The organism is Streptomyces griseiscabiei, from assembly GCF_020010925.1.
Classification (GTDB): domain Bacteria; phylum Actinomycetota; class Actinomycetes; order Streptomycetales; family Streptomycetaceae; genus Streptomyces; species Streptomyces griseiscabiei.
In genome coordinates this window covers 2,673,574-2,691,037 of sequence record NZ_JAGJBZ010000002.1, presented here as the reverse complement: position 1 = coordinate 2,691,037, position 17,464 = coordinate 2,673,574, and the positions used below count along the sequence as shown (strand labels likewise).

General features: G+C 72.1%; 21 protein-coding genes. 12 read left to right on the top strand and 9 right to left on the bottom strand.

The features are described 5' to 3' along the window. Positions 1–47: 47 nt before the first annotated feature. Positions 48–1,745, top strand: a complete 1,698-nt coding sequence (locus J8M51_RS29035) for an amidohydrolase (RefSeq protein WP_267299568.1) — start codon at positions 48–50, stop codon at positions 1,743–1,745. A 58-nt stretch (positions 1,746–1,803) separates the two neighbouring features. Here the strand turns inward: J8M51_RS29035 and J8M51_RS29030 are convergent, their stop codons facing one another. Further along, on the bottom strand, positions 1,804–2,745 hold the full coding sequence (locus J8M51_RS29030; protein ID WP_086758550.1) for a TIGR03619 family F420-dependent LLM class oxidoreductase: 942 nt from the start codon (positions 2,743–2,745) through the stop codon (positions 1,804–1,806). Between the two features lie 66 nt (positions 2,746–2,811). Between J8M51_RS29030 and J8M51_RS29025 the strand changes: the two genes are divergently transcribed. The 3 genes from J8M51_RS29025 (at position 2,812) to J8M51_RS29015 (ending at position 4,847) form a co-directional block, all read left to right on the top strand. Continuing rightward, positions 2,812–3,384 carry a MarR family winged helix-turn-helix transcriptional regulator gene (locus J8M51_RS29025; protein ID WP_086758552.1) on the top strand — a complete coding sequence of 191 codons (573 nt, stop codon included), beginning with the start codon at positions 2,812–2,814 and terminating at the stop codon, positions 3,382–3,384. A gap of 258 nt (positions 3,385–3,642) precedes the next feature. Further along, a complete protein-coding gene (locus tag J8M51_RS29020; RefSeq protein WP_179203233.1) occupies positions 3,643–4,263 on the top strand; it encodes a LysE family transporter in 621 nt (206 codons plus the stop codon). Between the two features lie 137 nt (positions 4,264–4,400). Next, complete coding sequence (locus tag J8M51_RS29015; RefSeq protein ID WP_086758556.1) at positions 4,401–4,847, top strand: nitroreductase family deazaflavin-dependent oxidoreductase; 447 nt, start codon at positions 4,401–4,403, stop codon at positions 4,845–4,847. A gap of 99 nt (positions 4,848–4,946) precedes the next feature. Here J8M51_RS29015 and J8M51_RS29010 read toward each other — a convergent pair whose 3' ends face one another. After that, positions 4,947–5,984, bottom strand: coding sequence for a cation diffusion facilitator family transporter (locus tag J8M51_RS29010; RefSeq protein ID WP_086758584.1), 1,038 nt, complete (start codon positions 5,982–5,984; stop codon positions 4,947–4,949). Positions 5,985–6,171: 187 nt separating this feature from the next. Here J8M51_RS29010 and J8M51_RS29005 point away from each other — a divergent pair, with 187 nt between their 5' ends. After that, positions 6,172–7,176, top strand: coding sequence for a glutathione S-transferase family protein (locus tag J8M51_RS29005; protein ID WP_086758558.1), 1,005 nt, complete (start codon positions 6,172–6,174; stop codon positions 7,174–7,176). Between the two features lie 14 nt (positions 7,177–7,190). Further along, the gene (locus tag J8M51_RS29000; RefSeq protein WP_086758560.1) at positions 7,191–7,496 is read left to right on the top strand and encodes a DUF4235 domain-containing protein; all 306 of its coding nucleotides are present in this window, start codon (positions 7,191–7,193) and stop codon (positions 7,494–7,496) included. Positions 7,497–7,554: 58 nt separating this feature from the next. Here the strand turns inward: J8M51_RS29000 and J8M51_RS28995 are convergent, their stop codons facing one another. Beyond that, entirely contained in the window at positions 7,555–7,947 is a 393-nt protein-coding gene (locus J8M51_RS28995) for a VOC family protein (protein ID WP_086758562.1), read from the bottom strand. Between the two features lie 74 nt (positions 7,948–8,021). Then, positions 8,022–8,513 (bottom strand): GNAT family N-acetyltransferase, encoded by a 492-nt coding sequence (locus J8M51_RS28990; RefSeq protein ID WP_256965415.1) that lies wholly within the window; start codon positions 8,511–8,513, stop codon positions 8,022–8,024. Positions 8,514–8,678: 165 nt separating this feature from the next. Between J8M51_RS28990 and J8M51_RS28985 the strand changes: the two genes are divergently transcribed. Next, the gene (locus J8M51_RS28985; RefSeq protein ID WP_086758566.1) at positions 8,679–9,041 is read left to right on the top strand and encodes a DUF1304 domain-containing protein; all 363 of its coding nucleotides are present in this window, start codon (positions 8,679–8,681) and stop codon (positions 9,039–9,041) included. Further along, a complete protein-coding gene (locus J8M51_RS28980) occupies positions 9,038–9,610 on the top strand; it encodes a TetR/AcrR family transcriptional regulator (RefSeq protein ID WP_086758568.1) in 573 nt (190 codons plus the stop codon). The genes J8M51_RS28985 and J8M51_RS28980 overlap by 4 nt, the downstream gene beginning before the upstream one ends. Before the next feature lie 17 nt (positions 9,611–9,627). On the opposite strand, the gene J8M51_RS28975 is transcribed toward J8M51_RS28980, so the two are convergent. The 3 genes from J8M51_RS28975 to J8M51_RS28965 all read right to left on the bottom strand — a co-directional run bounded on the left by J8M51_RS28975 (position 9,628) and on the right by J8M51_RS28965 (position 13,304). Further along, complete coding sequence (locus J8M51_RS28975; RefSeq protein ID WP_086758570.1) at positions 9,628–10,494, bottom strand: hypothetical protein; 867 nt, start codon at positions 10,492–10,494, stop codon at positions 9,628–9,630. A 211-nt stretch (positions 10,495–10,705) separates the two neighbouring features. Further along, on the bottom strand, positions 10,706–11,815 hold the full coding sequence (locus J8M51_RS28970) for an NAD(P)-dependent alcohol dehydrogenase (protein ID WP_086758572.1): 1,110 nt from the start codon (positions 11,813–11,815) through the stop codon (positions 10,706–10,708). Between the two features lie 31 nt (positions 11,816–11,846). Further along, complete coding sequence (locus J8M51_RS28965) at positions 11,847–13,304, bottom strand: aldehyde dehydrogenase family protein (RefSeq protein ID WP_086758574.1); 1,458 nt, start codon at positions 13,302–13,304, stop codon at positions 11,847–11,849. Positions 13,305–13,431: 127 nt separating this feature from the next. On the opposite strand from J8M51_RS28965, the gene J8M51_RS28960 reads away from it, so the two are divergent. Continuing rightward, entirely contained in the window at positions 13,432–13,860 is a 429-nt protein-coding gene (locus J8M51_RS28960) for a MarR family winged helix-turn-helix transcriptional regulator (RefSeq protein ID WP_086758576.1), read from the top strand. Positions 13,861–14,019: 159 nt separating this feature from the next. Beyond that, positions 14,020–14,424, top strand: coding sequence for an anti-sigma factor antagonist (locus J8M51_RS28955; RefSeq protein WP_086758578.1), 405 nt, complete (start codon positions 14,020–14,022; stop codon positions 14,422–14,424). A gap of 42 nt (positions 14,425–14,466) precedes the next feature. On the opposite strand, the gene J8M51_RS28950 is transcribed toward J8M51_RS28955, so the two are convergent. Beyond that, entirely contained in the window at positions 14,467–15,420 is a 954-nt protein-coding gene (locus J8M51_RS28950) for a ribose-phosphate diphosphokinase (protein WP_086758580.1), read from the bottom strand. 127 nt (positions 15,421–15,547) lie between these two features. Here J8M51_RS28950 and J8M51_RS28945 point away from each other — a divergent pair, with 127 nt between their 5' ends. Continuing rightward, positions 15,548–16,204, top strand: coding sequence for a DUF4230 domain-containing protein (locus J8M51_RS28945; RefSeq protein WP_086758582.1), 657 nt, complete (start codon positions 15,548–15,550; stop codon positions 16,202–16,204). 281 nt (positions 16,205–16,485) lie between these two features. Then, positions 16,486–17,181, top strand: coding sequence for a VanZ family protein (locus J8M51_RS28940; protein WP_086763517.1), 696 nt, complete (start codon positions 16,486–16,488; stop codon positions 17,179–17,181). Here J8M51_RS28940 and J8M51_RS28935 read toward each other — a convergent pair. Continuing rightward, on the bottom strand, positions 17,162–17,398 hold the full coding sequence (locus J8M51_RS28935; protein WP_086763519.1) for a hypothetical protein: 237 nt from the start codon (positions 17,396–17,398) through the stop codon (positions 17,162–17,164). The two genes, J8M51_RS28940 and J8M51_RS28935, sit on opposite strands and share 20 nt — an antisense overlap. Between the last annotated feature and the right edge of the window lie 66 nt (positions 17,399–17,464).

Sequence of the window (17,464 nt, the reverse complement as noted above, 5' to 3'; positions counted from 1 at the left end):
CCTCCCGCCCCTCCTCCCCCGCACTCAGACACCCCAGAGAGGTCCTCGTGAGCGACACTTCCCCCACCCTGGTCCTGACCGGCGGTCAGGTCATCACCGTCGACGCCGGTTTCTCGGTCGCCGAGGGCGTGGCCGTACGCGGACGGGAGATCGTCGCGGTGGGCACGGACGCCGAGATGCGCGCCCTGGCCGGGCCGACGACGAGGATCGTCGAGCTGGCCGGGCGGACCGTGCTGCCCGGCATCAACGACTCCCATCTGCACGGCGCCGCGTACGGGCTGTCCAAGCCGCCGTTCGCCCTCGACGTCGGTCACCCGGCGGTCGGGTCGATCGCCGGCATCGCCGAGGTCGTGGGCGCGGCGGCGCGGGCCGCCGGTCCCGGCGAGTGGATCGTCGGTCTGGGCTGGGACCCCGGCTATCTCGCCGAGTGCCTGGCCGAGCCCGGCCGGCTCCCGCACCGGGCGGACCTGGACGCCGTGGCGCCGGACCACCCGGTCTGTCTCACCGACTTCTCCCAGCACATGGTGTGGGCCAACAGCGAGGCGCTGCGCCGCTGTGGGATCGACGCCGGCACGAAGGCGCCGGACGGCGGGGTCGTCGACCGGGACGCCGACGGCCGGCCCACCGGCATCCTCCGCGAGGCCGCCGGTGTCCTGCTCCAGGCCGCCCTGCCCTCCCCCACGGTCGCCCAGCGCCGCCGGGCCATCGGCGCGGTCGTCGCCGAACTCCACTCGCGCGGCATCACCAGCTACACCGAGCCGGGCCTCGGCCCCGGCGGTTCCGAGACCCTGTTCGGCGGGCTGAGCACCGACAACTGGACCGCGTACGCCGAGCTGGCCGAGAACGGCGCGCTGCACGCCCGGGTCAGTGTGCTGCTCCTGCCCGCGCCCATCGGCGGCTCCGCCGACGACGTCCGCAAGGGCCTCGCCGAACTCCACCGCCCCGAGTCCGCCGACCCCCGGCTGCTCAACGCCATCGGTGTGAAGATCTTCGCCGACGGGGTGCCCCCGAACCGTACGGCGTGGATGAACGAGCCCTACGCGGACGGCGGCCACGGCTCCCTCTGTGTGCACGGACGGACGCCCGAGCTCCAGGTCGACGAGCTGTTCGACATGATCCGGGTCGCGCACGAGGCCGGCTACCAGCTGGGCGTCCATGTCACCGGCGACCGGGCGATCGACCTGGTGGTGGACGCGTTCCTGGCGGCGCAGCGGGCCGTGCCGCGCGCCGACGCCCGGCACTACGTCATCCACGGCGACTTCATCGGCGCCGGCAGCCTCGCCCGGCTGGCCGCGCACGGCTACGGCGTGAACATGAACCCCGCCATCAAGTGGACGATCTCCGACCTGATGGCGGAGGTCGTGGGCGCGGAGCGGTCGGCGTACCAGTGGCCCGCGCGCTCGGCCTTCGACGCGGGGGTCGCGGTGTGCGCCAGCTCCGACGCGCCGATCACCGAGCCCGACTGGCGGCAGGGCGTCGCCGGGATGCTGCTGCGCGAGTCGAAGGCCAGCGGCCGGGTCAGCGGCCCCGAACAGCGCGTGGAGCTCGCCGAGGCGCTGCGGGCGTACACGATCAACCCGGCGCGGCAGGACTTCGCCGAGGAGTGGAAGGGGTCCGTGGAGGTGGGCAAGGTGGCCGACCTGTGTGTCCTGGACCGGCCGCTGCTGGACCTCGACCCGCACGAGATCACCGGGGTCCGGGTGGACATGACCGTGTTCGACGGCGGGATCGTCTTCGAGCGCTGAGCGGGACACGGGTGAGGAGGCCGACGCCGCGGGTTGCGGTGTCGGCCTCCTCACGTCCTCAGCCCGTCAGCGCCTCCACCCGCCGCATGACCTCCTTGCAGAAGGCGCCCACGCCGTCCGCGTCGTCGATGAACTGGTTCGGTTTCACACAGAAGGTGGTGAAGCCGAGCTCCAGCTGTTCGGGGATGGAGGCGAGGGCGGCGCCGAGGTCCGCCGGGGAGCGGTCGTCGGGGAAGACCGCCTGGGTGCCGCCGATCATCTCCAGCTCGGCGGCGTCCCGTCCGGCGGCGGCCATCGCCTCGTGGAGCGCCGTCAGGTCGTCCGGGGTGGGCCGCCCGAGGGGGTGGAAGCCGTGGCCGTACCGGACGAGCCGGCGCAGTACGGGGCCGTGCAGACGCTGTCCGCCGAACCACAGCCTCGGCCCCTCGGGGCGGTACGCCTTGGGCTCGAAGTAGACGTCCCGGAAGGGGTAGTGCTCGCTGTCGTGGGAGATCGGGGACGGACCCCAGGCCTTCGCCCAGACCTCCAGGTGCTCGTCGAGGAGCCGGCCCCGCCTGCCGAAGGGCACGCCCAGCGCGTCGTACTCGTCCTTGCTCCAGCTGACCGTGGGCTGCACCAGCAGCCGTCCCTCGCTGAGCAGATCGAGGGTGCCCAGCTCGCGGGCCATCAGCAGGGGGTGGCGCAGCGGGGCGAGGACCGCCGCGGCGGCCAGGCGCAGCCGCTCGGTGACGGAGGCGATGGAGGCGAGCAGGAGCAGGGAGTTGGGCCAGGGGGTGTACGGGTCCTGATTGCCGGGGAGGGCGTAGTCGCGGGGGTTGCCCATGATGCCGTCGGCGGCGGCGTCGGGGCCGAGCACGATGTGTTCGCTGACCATGACGGAGTCGAACCCGGCGTCCTCGGCCTCGCGTGCCCACCGTACGGCGGTGGGCAGGTCGGCCCGGCCGCCGGTGAGAGTCCAGTTCTCGCTGAGGACCAGCAGCATGCGGGGGGTGGTGTTCATGGTGGATTCCCTCTCCTCCGTACAATTTGATCCCGAATGACCGCACCATCGATCCGAGGAGCTCCCTTGCCCGGCCAGCGATCCATCACCGAAGCCGAGAAGCTCGCCGCGGCGAGACTGGGGGACTTCCCGATCCGCCGGGACCAGATGGCGGCGGTGGCGAACATCTACCGGGCCGCGTCGGCGGTGCGGCAGCATCTGGAGAACTCCGTGCTGCGCGGCTCCGACCTGACCTGGACCGCCTTCGTGGTGCTGTGGGTGGTGTGGGTGTGGGGCGAGTCCGAGACCCGGCACGTGGCCGAGGAGGCGGGTATCTCCAAGGGCACGCTCACGGGTGTGGCCCGGACGCTGGAGTCGCGCGGGCTGGTCCGGCGGGCGGACCACCCGACGGACGGGCGGCTGGTGCTGCTGGCTCTCACCGACCAGGGCGAGGAGCTGATGCGGCGGGTGTTCCCCGCCTTCAACGAGGAGGAGGCCTTCGTCACCGGGCAGCTCAGCGACGCGGAGTGCCGGAGCCTCGCGGAGGGGCTGCGGAGTGTCGTGCTCCAGGTCGAGGAGCACGGCGAGGAACGCCGCCGCACCCTGTTGAACGGCGCCGAGCCCGCGCCCCGTCGCAGCGGCCGACGCCCGAAGGCCTGACGGCCCCGGTCCCGGCCCCGGCGCACCTGTCCGCCCACCTCGCGGCCTTTCATATCGTTTGGATTCAAACAAAATAGGCCCGTGCGGAAACCACGGTCAAGAGCCGCCGGTAATTCGATTGCGGGGGCCGGGCGTCCGGCCGCAGGATCTGCCCATGTTCATCGACCACGCCTTCCTGCCGCCGACCCTCGCCACCGCCTCGCCGGTGCGGGGGCAGCAGCGGTCCGGCCGACCGTGGGGACCGACACCGCCCCGGTCATGACGGCCGCGCTCGTCGCGGGGCTCCTCGCCGGCTATGGCATCGCCATCCCCGTCGGAGCGGTCGCGACCTACCTCGTCTCCCTCACCGCCCGTACGTCCCTGCGGACCGGAGCCTGCGCCGCGCTCGGCGTCGCCACGGCCGACGGACTCTACGCACTGCTCGCCGCCCTCGGCGGTACGGCCCTGGCCGCCGCGCTGCAACCGGTGCTGACGCCCCTGCGCTGGGCCTCCGCCCTGGTGCTCCTCGTCCTCGCGGCGCGCGGCGCGGTCACGGCCCTGCGCCAGTACCGCGCCCGGCGCCTCACCAGCCGCACGGAGCGCGACCCGGTGAGCCCGGCCCGCGCCTATGCCGCGCTGCTGGGGATCACCCTGCTCAACCCCACCACGGTCGTGTACTTCGCCGCGCTCGTGCTCGGCAGCCGTGCCACCGAGGCCGTGAGCCCCCTGGAACAGGCCGTGTTCGTCCTGGCCGCGTTCCTCGCCTCCGCCAGCTGGCAACTGCTCCTCGCGACCGGCGGCGCCCTCCTCGGCCGGGCGCTGACCGGCCACCGGGGACGGCTGGTCACGGGACTCGCGTCGAGTGCCGTGATCGCGGTGCTGGCGGTGCTGATGCTGTAGCCGGCGGGGCCCCGGCCGCGCCGGGCCGGGCCCGTGCGTCAAGTCCCGCGCGGGTGTGGCGCGATGAGGATGATTCCGGAAGGGGCCGGTGTTGAATGCGAGAGACGGACGCAACACGACAGCAAGGGACGGTTGCCATGCCACTTGAGGGCGAATACGTGCCCAGCCCGACGCAGTGGGTGCGCGAGCAGGTCGAGCTGTACGAGAGCTCGGGCGGCACGCAGGGGACGACACTGCTGGACACCGGTCTGCCGGTCATCGTGCTCACCACACGCGGCGCGAAGAGCGGGAAGATCCGCAAGACCCCGCTGATGCGGGTGGAGCACGACGGACGGTACGCGGTCGTGGCCTCGCAGGGCGGCGCGCCCAAGCACCCGGTCTGGTACCACAACATCACGTCCGACCCGCAGGTGGAGCTGCAGGACGGACCCACCCGGCAGGACCTGACCGCGCGTGAGGTCACCGGCGACGAGAAGGCCGCGTGGTGGGAGCGTGCGGTGGCCGCGTATCCGCCGTACGCGGACTACCAGAAGAAGACCGACCGGGAGATTCCCGTCTTCGTGCTGGAGTCGGCCGAGGGGTGACGGCCCGGCCGAGGCGGCGCGGGTCACGGGCGTGGTGAGGGCCGGAGAAGAATCTTCGACGCGTCGCGCATGAATCCTCGCGCACCGGGCACCCGAGCCTCAGGCCCCGCCGCGTTCCCCCGTCGCGGCGGGGCTTTCCCCTGTCCGCTGCCCGGCCCGCTCCCCCGGCCCCGTCTTCTCCGTCACGGTCTTCTCCGTCACGTCGAGGAAGATCTGTTCGGCCTCGGGGACGACCCGGGCGATGGAGCGCTTGATACGGACGGCGACCAGTTCGACCTCCTCGCTGTCCAGGCCGGGGACGAGGTCGACACGGGCGGCCACGAGGAGGGAGTCCAGGCCCAGTTGCATGGTCAGCAGGGCCTCGACGGTGTCGATCTCGGGCTGCGCCTCCAGCAGTGAACGGATCCGCAGGCCGGCCTCGGGGTCGGCGGCGACGCCGATGAGCTGTTCGCGGGCGTCGCGGCCCAGCCGGTAGGCGACGTAGACGAGCAGCGCCCCGATCGCGAAGGAGGCGGACGCCTCCCAGACGACCCGGCCGGTGGCCATGTGCAGGGCCATGCCGGCGATCGCGAGGGAGACCCCGAGCACCGCCGTGCCGTCCTCGGCGACGACCGTGCGCAGCGCCGGGTCCTTCAGTCCGTCGGCGCCACCGCCCTGCGTCCGCACCTGGTGCAGGGCGCGCAGCAGCGAGGCGCCCTCGGAGAGCAGGGCGACGCCGAGGACGGCGATTCCGGCGAGATAGCCGTCGTAGGACTCCTGCGCGCCGCTCGTCAGGGCGTGGATCGCCTGGTAGAAGGAGAAACAGCCGCCCATCACGAAGATGCCGACGGCGGCCAGCAGGGCCCAGAAGAAGCGTTCCTTGCCGTAGCCGAAGGGGTGCCGGGCGTCGGCGGGGCGGCGGCTGCGGCGCAGCGCGGCGAGGAGGAAGACCTCGTTCACGCTGTCGGCGACCGAGTGGGCTGCCTCCGAGAGGAGTGCGGGCGATCCGGCGAGGAGTCCGCCGACGGTCTTGGCGGCGGCGATCACGAGGTTGGCGCCGAGGGCGACGAGGACGGTGACGCGTGTCCTGCGGTCCTCCCGTGCCCTTTCCTTCTCCTGGACCTCCTGGATCTCCCGGATTCCCGGCTCCTGCGGCACCTCGCCGCCCCGGTCCTCCGCCGTCTCCGTGTCCGTGCCCGTCTCGGTGTCCGTCCCCGTGTCCGCTGGTGCCCTCGTCACGTTCGCCGACTGCCCCGACCCGTCGCGCTCACACCGTGGGCATCGCGGAAATCGGGGAACTCTCCTCAGGGCAGACGTATCCGGACGGACCGGGAGGGCGGCCACGATGAGTGTCGGCGAGGGCAACGAGGCGTACGGGCGGAAGGCGTTCAAGCGGTCCAGGAGCCACTTCGCGGACCGGATCACCGCCGACGGCCGCGACGGCTGGCCGGTGGAGCCGGGCCGCTACCGGCTGGTGGTCAGCCGGGCCTGCCCCTGGGCGAGCCGGGCGGTGATCTCGCGGCGGCTGCTGGGCCTGGAGGACGCCCTGTCGATGGCCGTCGCCGACCCGATCCAGGACGACCGCAGCTGGCGGTTCACCCTGGACCCGGACGGCCGCGACCCGGTGCTCGGCATCCGCTTCCTGAAGGAGGCGTACGACGCCCGCGAGAGCGGCTACCCCGGCGGGGTCAGCGTCCCGGCGGTGGTGGACGTACCGAGCGGCGAGCTGGTCACCAACGACTACCAGCGGCTCACCCTCGACCTGGCCACGGAGTGGACGGATCTGCACCGCTCGGGCGCGCCCGACCTCTACCCCGAGGCGCTGCGCGACGAGATCGACGCCGTGATGGCCGAGGTCTACGAGGACGTCAACAACGGCGTGTACCGGGCGGGCTTCGCCACCGGGCAGGAGGAGTACGAGGAGGCCTGCGCCGGGGTGTTCCGGCGGCTGGAGGCGCTGTCGGAGCGGCTGGCGCGGCAGCGCTATCTCGTCGGGGAGACCGTGACGGAGGCCGACATCCGGCTCTTCACCACGCTCGTGCGTTTCGACCCCGTCTACCACGGCCACTTCAAGTGCAACCGCTGGAAGCTGGCCGAGGACCCGGTGCTGTGGGCGTACGCCCGTGATCTGTTCCAGACCCCCGGATTCGGCGACACCGTCGACTTCGACCACATCAAACGCCACTACTACCAGGTGCACACCGGCATCAACCCGACCGCGATCGTGCCGCTCGGGCCCGATCTGGCGGGCTGGCGCGTCCCCCACGGCCGGGAGGACCTGGGCGGCAGCCCGTTCGGCGACGGAACACCGCCCGGTCCGGTGCCCGCCGCCGAGGCCGTGGCGACCTGAAGGAGGAGGACCCCATGTCCAAGAAGAAGAAGAAGATGAAGCTCCCGCTCGCCTACCAGCCCCTCGGCTTCGCCCTCGGCTGGGTCAGCGGCGCGGTGGCGACGGCCGCGTTCCGCAAGACCTGGAAGCTGATCCGCGACGAGGACGACGCGCCCGACGCGCTGGACCGGGACCGCGGCTGGGGCGAGGTGCTGCTCGCGGCGGCCGTCCAGGGCGCGATCTTCGCGGTCGTGCGCAGCGCGGTGGACCGCACGGGCGCCAAGGCGATCGAGCGGTCCACCGGAACCTGGCCGGCCGCCGAGAAGGGCGGCCGGGACTGAGGAGCGGGGGCAGACCGACCGGAACCGGTCTGCCCCCGACGACCTCTGGGAAGTAGCCCTAGCCCTGCTTGGGAGCCGTCGGGTGTTCGCGGCGCAGGGTGAAGGAGTGGCCGGCCGGGTCGGAGTAGCCGCGCTCCTCGAAGGGGCCGCTCGGCTCCTTGGTGTCCACCGGGCGCCCGCCGAGGGAGACGATGCGCCGCTCGGCCTCGTCCAGGTCCTCCACGTAGAAGTCCAGGTGTGCCTGGAGGGAGTTCTCGGGGCGGGGCCAGCTGGGCGGGGTGGCGTTGACGTCCCGGCGGAACGCCATCCGGGCACCGCAGGCGCCCTCGATCTCGACGCGGTTGGCGGAGGCGTCCGTCTCCCGCGCGTCGAGCAACTCCTTGTAGAACACCGCGAGTTTCTCCGGCTCGGCGCAGTCCAGCACCACGAGGCCCGCCTGTACCAGTGCCATGTCTCCTCCGTACGGGATCCCGGGCGCGGGGGACGGTTCCGCCGCCGCCCATACGGTCCCCGGGTACCCGCCGGTCACAGGTTCAGCCGCAGTGTGAGCGCCTGAGGGCGGAACGCCTCCCGCTCGTAGAACCGGATGCCGTCCGCGTTGGCCGCCGAGGCGGTCACCTCGGCGTGCGCCGCGCCGTGCTCGCGCGCCCACTCCAGGAAGGTGTCGACCAGCCGGGCGCCGAGGCGGGCGCGCCGGTGCTCGGGCCGGACGTAGAGCGCCATCAGGGTGGCCGATCCGACGGGCCGCATCGCGGAGGGGCCGGACAGCGAGCCCGACAGATGGCCCACCACCTCGCCGCCGTGCAGCGCGGCGAGCAGCAGTCTGCCGGGGTTCTGGAGGGCGGCCGTGAAGACCTCGGCGCCGTGCAGGCGCGGCCAGTCCACGTCCAGGCTCGGATCCCGCTCCCCGCCGTCCTCGGCGAAGAGCAGGGAGCTGGAGACGACGATCCCCGGCACATCCTCGGCCCGGGCACGCCGCACGGTCACCTCTTGCTCACGCATGCCTTGCTGACTCATGCACCGGAACCTAGCGGCAGGGTCCGACAACCCGTCGGCGACGGTCCACGGAGCACCCCGACCGGTCGGCTGGACTTCCTGGACAGCCGTCCAGCTATAGTGGACATCTGTCCAAGAAATGGACGGGACATCGGTGGACCGAGTGAACGACGGAGACTATTGACCATGGAGATCCTGGCGAACGTGCTGGTCGCGCTGGTGGCCCTGCTGCACGCGTACATCCTGGTGATGGAGATGTTCCTGTGGCAGAAGAAGCCGGGGATGTCCTTCCACGGGCTGGACGCGGAGATGGCGAAGCGGACGGCCTCCCTGGCCGCCAACCAGGGGCTCTACAACGGCTTCCTCGCCGCCGGTCTGGTGTGGGGCCTGATCGCGGGCGACCCGACCGGCTACCGGGTCCAGATCTTCTTCCTGGCCTGTGTGATCGTCGCGGGCGTCTACGGGGCCGCCACCGCCAACCGCCGCATCCTGGTCGCCCAGGCGCTGCCCGGCGCGCTCGCCCTGGCCGCCGTGCTCGTCGCCGGATGACCCCGGAGGAGCACCGGGCCGCCGAGGACCCCCGGGCGGCCCGCACCCGGGCCCGGCTGCGCGAGGCCCTCCTGGAGGAGTGCGCCCGGCATCCGCTGCACGAGGTCAGCGTGGCCGCGCTGGTCCGCCGGGCGGGCGTCGGCCGGGCCACGTTCTATGTGCACTACCCGGACCTGGAGGCGCTGGCCGTCGACGCCTGCGCCGATGTCGTACGGGAGGCCGTGGAGGCGCTGCACGCCTGGCGCGGGCGCCCCGATCCGGTGCGGGCGCCGGCGGCGCTGCCGGAGTTCTTCGCCGGGCTCGCGCCGCACACGGCCCTGTACCGCGCGCTGCTGGCGCCCGGCGGCGGCGGACCGCTCGGCCGGGTCCTGCACCGGGACCTGCGCGCCTACAGCCTCCGCGAACGCGAGCTGGCGGGGGCCGCGGACGCCCCGCTGGTGGCCTCCGCCGTGGCGGCCACCTTCGCGGGGGTCCTCGCCGACTGGCTGCACGGCCTCCTCGACGGCACCCCGCGGGAGATCGCCGACCAGGCGTGGCAGCTGCTGGTGGCGCTGCACCGCAGCCGCTGAGCCCGTCCTCCCACGGGTCAGGCGCAGCCCATGCCCTTCGCCACCTCGGGCCAGACCTCGACCCCGTCGGGGGTCCGGACGTAGGCCTTCGACGGGTCGCCGTCGATCAGCCACAGCGCCCGGTCCCCGTGCCGGTATCCGGTGTCGCGCGCGTGCACGGGCATGGGGACGTCGCCGTCGTAGGCGGAGGTCAGCATCCCGTCCGGCAGGACGCCGTCGGGGTCGCGGCCGTAGAGCCGGCCCCTGCCGTCCGCGTCGTCGCCCGTCGACAGGAAATGGGCCTTCTGCCAGTCGCAGTGCTCCGCGCCCTCGGACGTGTGCACCTTCGTGATCGGTACCCGCTCGCCGTTCCGGTCGGTCCAGACCTCGTACCACCGGCCGTCCGTGAAGCTCGCCGGCAGTTCGGCCGGGTCGCAGGAGGCGCTGGTCTCCGGCCCCCAGCCGGGGCTGTTCCGCCGGTCCTTGGCCACGATCACGGCGACCTTGGTCCGGCCGTCGACGTCGTACGAGAAGAGGGCCCGGTCCTTCTCCTCGCGCTCCAGGCGGTAGCCGTCCCTCGGGACGTCGGGCACCTCGATGTCGAAGTACGCCGCGAGGCCCTCCTCGGGTGTGTCGCCGCCGTCGTTCTCGCCCCAGGCTCCCGGTCCCCCGCCACCCTCGTAGATCTCGCCGTCGCACTCCAGCGCCCGGCCGGCCGCGCCCGACTCGGTCCTGATCGCCTCGACGCCGTCCTCGTCGACCTCCCGGTGCGGCACGTACAGCGGTCCGTCGTACGGCGTTGCCGGTGCCGTCCCGGGCACCACGAGGCCCTCCCCGCTCCCGGTCCCGCAGCCCACCGCCGCGACGGCCGTCAGGACCGCCGTCGCCATGAGTCCCCTGCGCATCCGCACCCCCGTGTTCGTTCCACCTGCTCCGTCTGCCTCCTACGACGCCGGAGGGGCCCGGGACGTTCGACAGCCCTGTGGGTGACCTGGTGGTCCAGGTCACCCACAGGGCCGGGGTCACGCGGGGAGGACGTGCCCCGGCGGGAGATGGCTTGTCGAGTCCCCGTGCCGGTGCCGGTCGGAAGGTCCGAAGGTCCGATGGTCCGACGGCTCAGAAGGTCAGGACGGGCTTGATGGCCTTGCCGCCGCTCATGTCGGCGACCGCCTGGCCGATGTCCTCGAACGCGTAGCGGCTGATCAGCCGGTCGAGCGGCAGCTTGCCCTCCTTGACGAGCTGGACGAGGACCGGGATGGCGGTCTGGATCTCGTTGTCGCCGAGGGTGAGGCCGACGACCCGCTTGCCGCCGAGCATGCCGTTGACGTCGAGGGAGACCTCGGTGCCGAACGGCGGGGCGCCCACGATGACGAGGGTGCCGCGCGCGGCGAGCGCGTCGACGCCCTTGCGGAGCACGAAGACGCTGCCGGTGGTCTCCACGATCCCGTCGGCGCCCCGGCCGCCGGTGATCTCCATGATCGCCTCGGTGAGGTCGGCGACCTCGCCGCCGTTCACCGTGTGCGTGGCGCCCAGTTCCCTGGCCAGCTCCAGGCGCTCGGCGACCTTGTCGACGGCGATGACCGTGGTCGCGGGGGTGAGGGCCGCCGCCATCACCGCGGAGAGGCCGACGGCTCCGGCGCCGAGGACGACGACCGTGCTGCCCGCACGGGGCTCCAGCACGTTCCACACGGCGCCGACACCGGTCTGCACGCCGCAGCCGAGCGGGGCGATGGAGTCGAGCGGCACGTCCGGGTCGACCTTGACGAGGCCGCGCTCGTCGACGAGGGCGCGCTCGGCGAAGGAGGACTGGCCGAAGAAGTGGCCGCCGAGGTCCTGGCCGTCCCGGCTGATGGTGCTGGTGCCGTCGGCACGCCGGCCGCCGAGCAGGTTCAGCGGCAGCCAGGTGGCGCAGTACGCCGGGTGCCCGTCGCGGCAGTTGGGGCAGGCGCCGCAGGAGGTGAAGGACAGGACGACGTGGTCGCCCGGCGCGACCGAGGCGACCCCCGGGCCGACGGCCTCGACGACTCCGGCGCCCTCGTGGCCCAGGACGCCGGGCAGCGGGAAGGGCAGCCCGCCGCTCGCGACCCCGAGGTCGGTGTGGCACAGCCCGGCGGCGACCATCCGGACCAGGACCTCGCCCTGCCCCGGCTGGTCGAGGACGACCTCGGAGAGGGTGAAGGGCGCGCCCCCGGACTCGACCACTGCGGCACGTGTGGTGGTGGACATGCTCATGAACTCCTTGTTCCCGGGGGTGCGCTCAGTCGAGCGAGACGACGACGGACTTGACCTTGGTGTAGGACTCCAGGGCCTCGGGCCCGTACTCGCGGCCGAAGCCGGAGGCCTTCACACCGCCGAAGGGCACGGCGGGGTCGAGCATCGGCCAGTCGTTGACCCAGACGATGCCCGCCTGGAGGCGGTCGGCGACGCGGTGGGCGCGGGTGAGGTTGGTGGTCTGGATGCCGGAGGCCAGGCCGTACGGCGTGGAGTTGGCCAGTTCGACGGCCTCGTCCTCGGAGTCGAAGGGCTGCACGGTGAGCACCGGCCCGAAGACCTCCTCCTGGACGACACGGGAGTCGTTGGTGAGGTCGGCGATGACGGTGGCCTTGTAGTAGTAGCCGCCGTCCAGGTCCAGGCGCTCGCCGCCGCAGACGATCCGGCCGCCCTCCTTGCGGGCCAGCTCGACGTACTCCTCGACCTTCTTCAGGTGCCGCTCGCCGGCCATCGGGCCGATGACGGTCTCCGGCTGCCGGGGGTCGCCGAGGGGGACGCCGGGCACGGCCTCGGCGAGGATGCCGAGGACGGTCTCGTAGACCGGGCGGGCGACCAGCAGCCGGGGGCCGCCCATGCAGAACTGGCCGGTGTTGAAGACGAAGCCCTTGATGATGGCGCCGATGGCCTTCTCGATGTCGGCGTCCTCGAAGACGACGTGCGCCGCGTTGCCGCCCAGCTCCATGGTGACCTGCTTCAGGCCCTCGCCGGCGACGCTCGCCGCGTGCCGGCCGGTGGCCGTGGAGCCGGTGAAGGCGATCTTGTCGACGCCGGGGTTGCGCAGCAGCGCCTCGCCCGCGACCGGGCCCGTGCCGGTGACCACGTTGTAGACGCCGTCCGGAACCCCGGCCTCCTTGAGCAGGCCCGCCATGTAGAGGGCGCTGAGCGGGGTCTCCTCGGCCGGCTTGTGGACGACCGTGTTGCCGGCCGCGAGCGCGGGGGCGATCTTGGAACCGGCCAGGATCAGCGGGAAGTTGAACGGGGTGATCGCGCCGACCACACCGATCGGGCCACGCCTGGTGTACGCGAGCCGGTTGTCCGGGACGTCGCGGGCGGAGCCGTCCAGCGTCCAGGCGAGGGAGGCGTAGTACTCGTAGTCGTTGGCCGCGTTCGTCACGTCGACGGCGTGCGCGAGCGTGATGGGCTTGCCCACGTCACGGCTCTCGATCGCCGCGATCTCATCCGCGTTCTCCCTGATGAGCTGGGCGACGCGGTTCAGGATCCGGCCGCGCTCCCGGCCGCTCAGCCCGGACCACGTACCGCTGTCGAACGTCTCGCGCGCGGCGCGCACGGCGGCGTCGACATCGGCGGCGCCCGCTTCCGCGACCGTCGTGACCACCTGTCCCGTGGAGGGGTCGATCACGTCGGTACGTGCCCCGTCGGCCGCCTCGACCCACTGTCCACCGATGAACAGCCGCCCGGGCCCGCTCTCGAAGGTGGTCGTCATTGCCCACTCCTCAGCCTTGTTCCAGCTGTGATCATGCCTTGATCACCAAGTCTTCAACCAACAGGAATCCTGTTGGTTCGCAGTTTCATTACACACAGGTTTCCTGTCAATGCCTTACGCTGACCCCATGGTCGGCACCAAGGCACCCCCCTCCCTTCTCTACATGGTCAAGCAGGTCGAGCTGGTTGTCCGCTCACGCCTGGACGAGCTGGTGAAACCGGCCGGAATCACCGCCCTGCAGTACACCTCCCTCACGGTGCTGGAGCGGCACGACGGACTCTCGGCCGCCCAGCTCGCCCGCGACTCGTTCGTCACGGCCCAGTCCGTCGCGGATCTCGTACGCAGCCTGGAGAACCGAGGACTCGTACGCCGGGAGCGCAACCCGCGCAACCGGCGCGAGCTGCTGATCCTGCTGACCGACGAGGGGCGCGAGCTGCTCGCCCGCTACGCGGAACCCATGCGTGACCTGGAGGAACGCATGATCAGCGATCTCACCGCACATCAGGCCGACCAGTTCCGGCAGGCGCTGTCGAAGGCGTGGCACGCGCTGTCGTAGGGGGCGCCGCGCAAAACTCCGCACGGATTGGCGGAGAAATCGAAGACATATGTCAATCGAACATGCTGAAATTCACTCTGACGAGGGTAACTTGCAGGGCGGGGAAGGGTTTTGTCCGGCGCCTTGCCCTCACAGAGTCCGGTTGGAGGCGATGCCGTCGTGTCGAGCGACCCCACTCCGCCCGCGACCGAGTACCTGCGCGTCCGCACGGACCGCGGCCGCACCGTGCTCGAACTGCACGGCGAGATCGACATCGCGGCGGCCGTGGAGATCATTCCGCACCTCGACGCGGAGACCGGCCGTCCCGGTGCCCGGATCGTGATCGACCTGCGGCAGGTCGAGTTCTTCGACTGCTCGGGCCTCAGGCTGCTCTACCGGGCCCGGCAGCGGGTGCTCGACCGCGACGGCGACCTGCGGCTGGTCTGCACCCATCCGCTCTCCCTGCGCGTCCTCAAGGTCACCGGCCTGGCCCGGCTGCTGCCGCCCGCCCCGTCCCTGGACGCGGCCCTGGAACAGCCGGACACGGCGCTGGAACGGCCCGAGGCCGCGTCCGGCACGTTATGACCCCGCCCCTCGCCCTCCTCCAGCCCCTCGCGGTAGCCCGTCCTACTCGCGGGCCGGCGCGTCGAACAGGGCGCTGACGGACTCGCCGTTGTGAATGCGGCGTACGGCCTCCGCGAGCGCGGGGGCGATGGAGAGGATCCTCAGCTTCTCCGTCCGTTCCTCCACGGGGACGGGCACCGTGTTGGTACAGACGATCTCCAGGACGTCGGGCTGCGCGCTCAGCCGCTTCAGGGCCCCCGCCGCGAACAACCCGTGAGTGCACGCCACCCGGATGGAACGCGGCCCCAGCTCCCGCAGCCGCTCCAGCAGTTCCAGCACCGTGCTGCCCTTGGCGATCTCGTCGTCGAGGACGATCACATCCCGCCCGGCGACCTCGCCGATCACCGAGTTGATGCTCACCCGGTCGTCCGCGAACCGCTGCTTGGCACCCGCCGCGACCTGCGCCCCGATCATCCGCGCGAACGCCGCCGCCTCCTTGGCGTTGCCCAGGTCCGGTGAGACCACCGTCGTGCGGGAGAGGTCGTGGCGCCGGAAGTGCGCGGCCAGCTCGCGCAGCGCGTGCAGATGGTCGACCGGCACCGAGAAGAAGCCGTGCACCTGCGGCGAGTGCAGGGTCATCGCGAGCACCCGGCCGGCGCCCGCCGCCACCATCAGATCGGCGACGAGCCGGCCGCCGATGGAGATGCGCGGCGCGTCCTTCTTGTCGGAGCGGGCGTACGAGTAGTGCGGCATGACCACCGTGGTCCGGCCCGCCGAGGCGCCGCGCGCCGCGTCGCACATCAGCAGCAGCTCGACGAGGTGCTCCTGCACCGGCGCGACCAGCGGCTGGACCAGGAACACGTCCTTCTCCCGGCAGTTGGCCTGGAGCTGCACCTCCAGACAGTCGTTGGCGAAGCGGCTCACCCGGGACGGGCTCAGCGGCACCCCGAGATGAGCACAGACCTCCTCCGCCAGTTCGGGGTGGGCGCTGCCGGTGAAAACGGCGATGTCACGCACGGTCGGCTCCTCGTATGAACATGATCATTACGGGTTGCGCGGCTCATGCTATGCGAGCAATCACCAACTCGGCGTTCCTCCAGGGCCTTTGAGGGCATTCGTTGAAGGAGGAAGGAGGGCCGTCGACATGACGACGTCCATCAAGCACACGCGGGTGCCCGGCTGGGCCAAGCTGCTCGCCGCCGTGGTCATCCTCATCGTGGTGCTGCTGGCCGCACTGCGGATGCTGGTCTTCGGAGGGCTGGACGACGTGTTCGGCACCGAGGAGCACGACCGCTCGGGGCCGACGCTGCTGAAGTCCATCCAGGACATGAGCCGTTACGACGCCGCCTCGGGCAACTTCCAGGTGGTCGTCGACCTGGAGAAGGACGCCAAGTACCTGCCGGACGCGCTCCGCGGCACCCGCACCCTGTACGTGGGCGCGGGCACCGTCGACGCCTATGTCGACCTGGGCAAGGTCGGCGAGAACGACGTGAAGGTCGACGAGGACCGCACCTCGGCCACCATCAACCTCCCACGCGCCCAGCTCGGCAAGCCCGCCCTGGACACCGAGCACTCCTACGCCGTCTCCAAGCAGCGCGGGCTGCTCGACCGGCTCGGCGATCTCTTCTCCGACAACCCGAACGGCGAGCAGGCCGTGCAGCGTCTCGCCGTCAAGCACATCGGCGACGCCGCGAAGGACAGCAAGCTCACCGACCGTGCCGAGGCCAACACCACCGACATGCTCGAAGGACTCCTGAAGTCCCTCGGCTTCGAGGAGGTGAAGGTGACGTACGGGTCCTGAGGCGACGTACGGGCCCGACCGGGCTTCGGCGCTCTCCCCGGCCCCCGGGTTCGGGGAGAGCGCGCCGTGCGCGCTCTCCCACGCCCCGCCGCTCCCGGGTGCCGTACCGGCCACCCCTCGAACGGGAGCGGGTCCCTGTCACTCCCCACCCGGAGTGCCCCACGGGGACGGGTCGAAACCTTGCGGCGCCCGGCCCACCACTTCCCACCCCGCCGGGAATCGAGGGCCGCTTCGGGGGTAACAGGCTTGAGACAGACGGAAGTTGAATTCGGGAGGGTCGCATGGCCGGCACCACGTCACGTTCCCGTACCACCGCCTCCGGCCGCCGCCCCCCGGCGGCCCCGGGCGATCGACGGCCACTCCCGCTGCCCGTGCGGCTGCTGGCGATGGCCCTGGCCTTCCTGGCCATGGTGGCGTTCGGCGTCGTCCTGGCCGGGCTCACCCTCCAGCCGTCCCCGGCCTCGGAGGCGCTCACCCACAGCAATCTGCAGCCCGGCAGTTCCCTGGAGCTGTACTGGCACCACCCCGACCCGCGCGACGCGCTCAAGCAGGTCGGCGGGAACATCCTGCTGGGGGTGCCGTTCGGCCTGCTGCTCCCGGTACTGGCTCCCGGCGCCCGCGGTCTGCTGCGGGTGCCCGCGCTGACCGCGCTGATGATGCTGCTGGTGGAGCTGGTGCAGGGCGCACTCGTCACCGGACGCGCCTTCGACATCGACGACGTCATCCTCAACACGACGGGTGCGCTGCTCGGCTATCTGCTGCTGGGCCGGCGCCTCGGCCGGGCGGTCCACGCACGGCCCCCGCGCGAGCCGAAGGCGGCACCGGCCGGCCGCAGGGCATCCGGCCGCAAGGCACCCGCCCAGCGCAAGGCGCCCGCCCGGCCGAAGGCACCGGCCAAGCCGAAAGCGCCGCGCGGCGCCTGGATCCAGCGCCTGCGTGTGGGCCGCCGCAAGGGAGCTAGCGCGGCATCCAAGTGAATTTGTCGCCGCCCACCCAGCGGACCTGGTCGGGGTCGTCGAGGTCGTGGACGACGACCCCGTACGCCGCCGCGGCCCGCAGCACATCCGTCAACGACTTCGCCTCACCGACCACCTGGCCGTCGATCTCCACGATCCGGAACGGCGGTGTACCGGGCTGCACACCGAGCACCAGGACCCGGGGGTGGGAAATGTAGGGGCTCGCGCTTTCGGTCATGTCTAGAGCGTAGAGCGGTTCCGGCGTCCGTGACCGGCCGGGGCACGGCCGGGTGCGTCCGGGCAG

Coding starts and splice junctions, on each gene's coding strand:
- J8M51_RS29030 (WP_086758550.1), bottom strand. CDS start 2,745: ATGAACACCACCCCCCGCATGCTGCTGGTCCTCAGCGAGAACTGGACT.
- J8M51_RS29020 (WP_179203233.1), top strand. CDS start 3,643: ATGACGGCCGCGCTCGTCGCGGGGCTCCTCGCCGGCTATGGCATCGCC.
- J8M51_RS29015 (WP_086758556.1), top strand. CDS start 4,401: ATGCCACTTGAGGGCGAATACGTGCCCAGCCCGACGCAGTGGGTGCGC.
- J8M51_RS29005 (WP_086758558.1), top strand. CDS start 6,172: ATGAGTGTCGGCGAGGGCAACGAGGCGTACGGGCGGAAGGCGTTCAAG.
- J8M51_RS29000 (WP_086758560.1), top strand. CDS start 7,191: ATGTCCAAGAAGAAGAAGAAGATGAAGCTCCCGCTCGCCTACCAGCCC.
- J8M51_RS28995 (WP_086758562.1), bottom strand. CDS start 7,947: ATGGCACTGGTACAGGCGGGCCTCGTGGTGCTGGACTGCGCCGAGCCG.
- J8M51_RS28990 (WP_256965415.1), bottom strand. CDS start 8,513: ATGAGTCAGCAAGGCATGCGTGAGCAAGAGGTGACCGTGCGGCGTGCC.
- J8M51_RS28985 (WP_086758566.1), top strand. CDS start 8,679: ATGGAGATCCTGGCGAACGTGCTGGTCGCGCTGGTGGCCCTGCTGCAC.
- J8M51_RS28980 (WP_086758568.1), top strand. CDS start 9,038: ATGACCCCGGAGGAGCACCGGGCCGCCGAGGACCCCCGGGCGGCCCGC.
- J8M51_RS28975 (WP_086758570.1), bottom strand. CDS start 10,494: ATGCGCAGGGGACTCATGGCGACGGCGGTCCTGACGGCCGTCGCGGCG.
- J8M51_RS28970 (WP_086758572.1), bottom strand. CDS start 11,815: ATGTCCACCACCACACGTGCCGCAGTGGTCGAGTCCGGGGGCGCGCCC.
- J8M51_RS28965 (WP_086758574.1), bottom strand. CDS start 13,304: ATGACGACCACCTTCGAGAGCGGGCCCGGGCGGCTGTTCATCGGTGGA.
- J8M51_RS28960 (WP_086758576.1), top strand. CDS start 13,432: ATGGTCGGCACCAAGGCACCCCCCTCCCTTCTCTACATGGTCAAGCAG.
- J8M51_RS28945 (WP_086758582.1), top strand. CDS start 15,548: ATGACGACGTCCATCAAGCACACGCGGGTGCCCGGCTGGGCCAAGCTG.
- J8M51_RS28940 (WP_086763517.1), top strand. CDS start 16,486: ATGGCCGGCACCACGTCACGTTCCCGTACCACCGCCTCCGGCCGCCGC.
- J8M51_RS28935 (WP_086763519.1), bottom strand. CDS start 17,398: ATGACCGAAAGCGCGAGCCCCTACATTTCCCACCCCCGGGTCCTGGTG.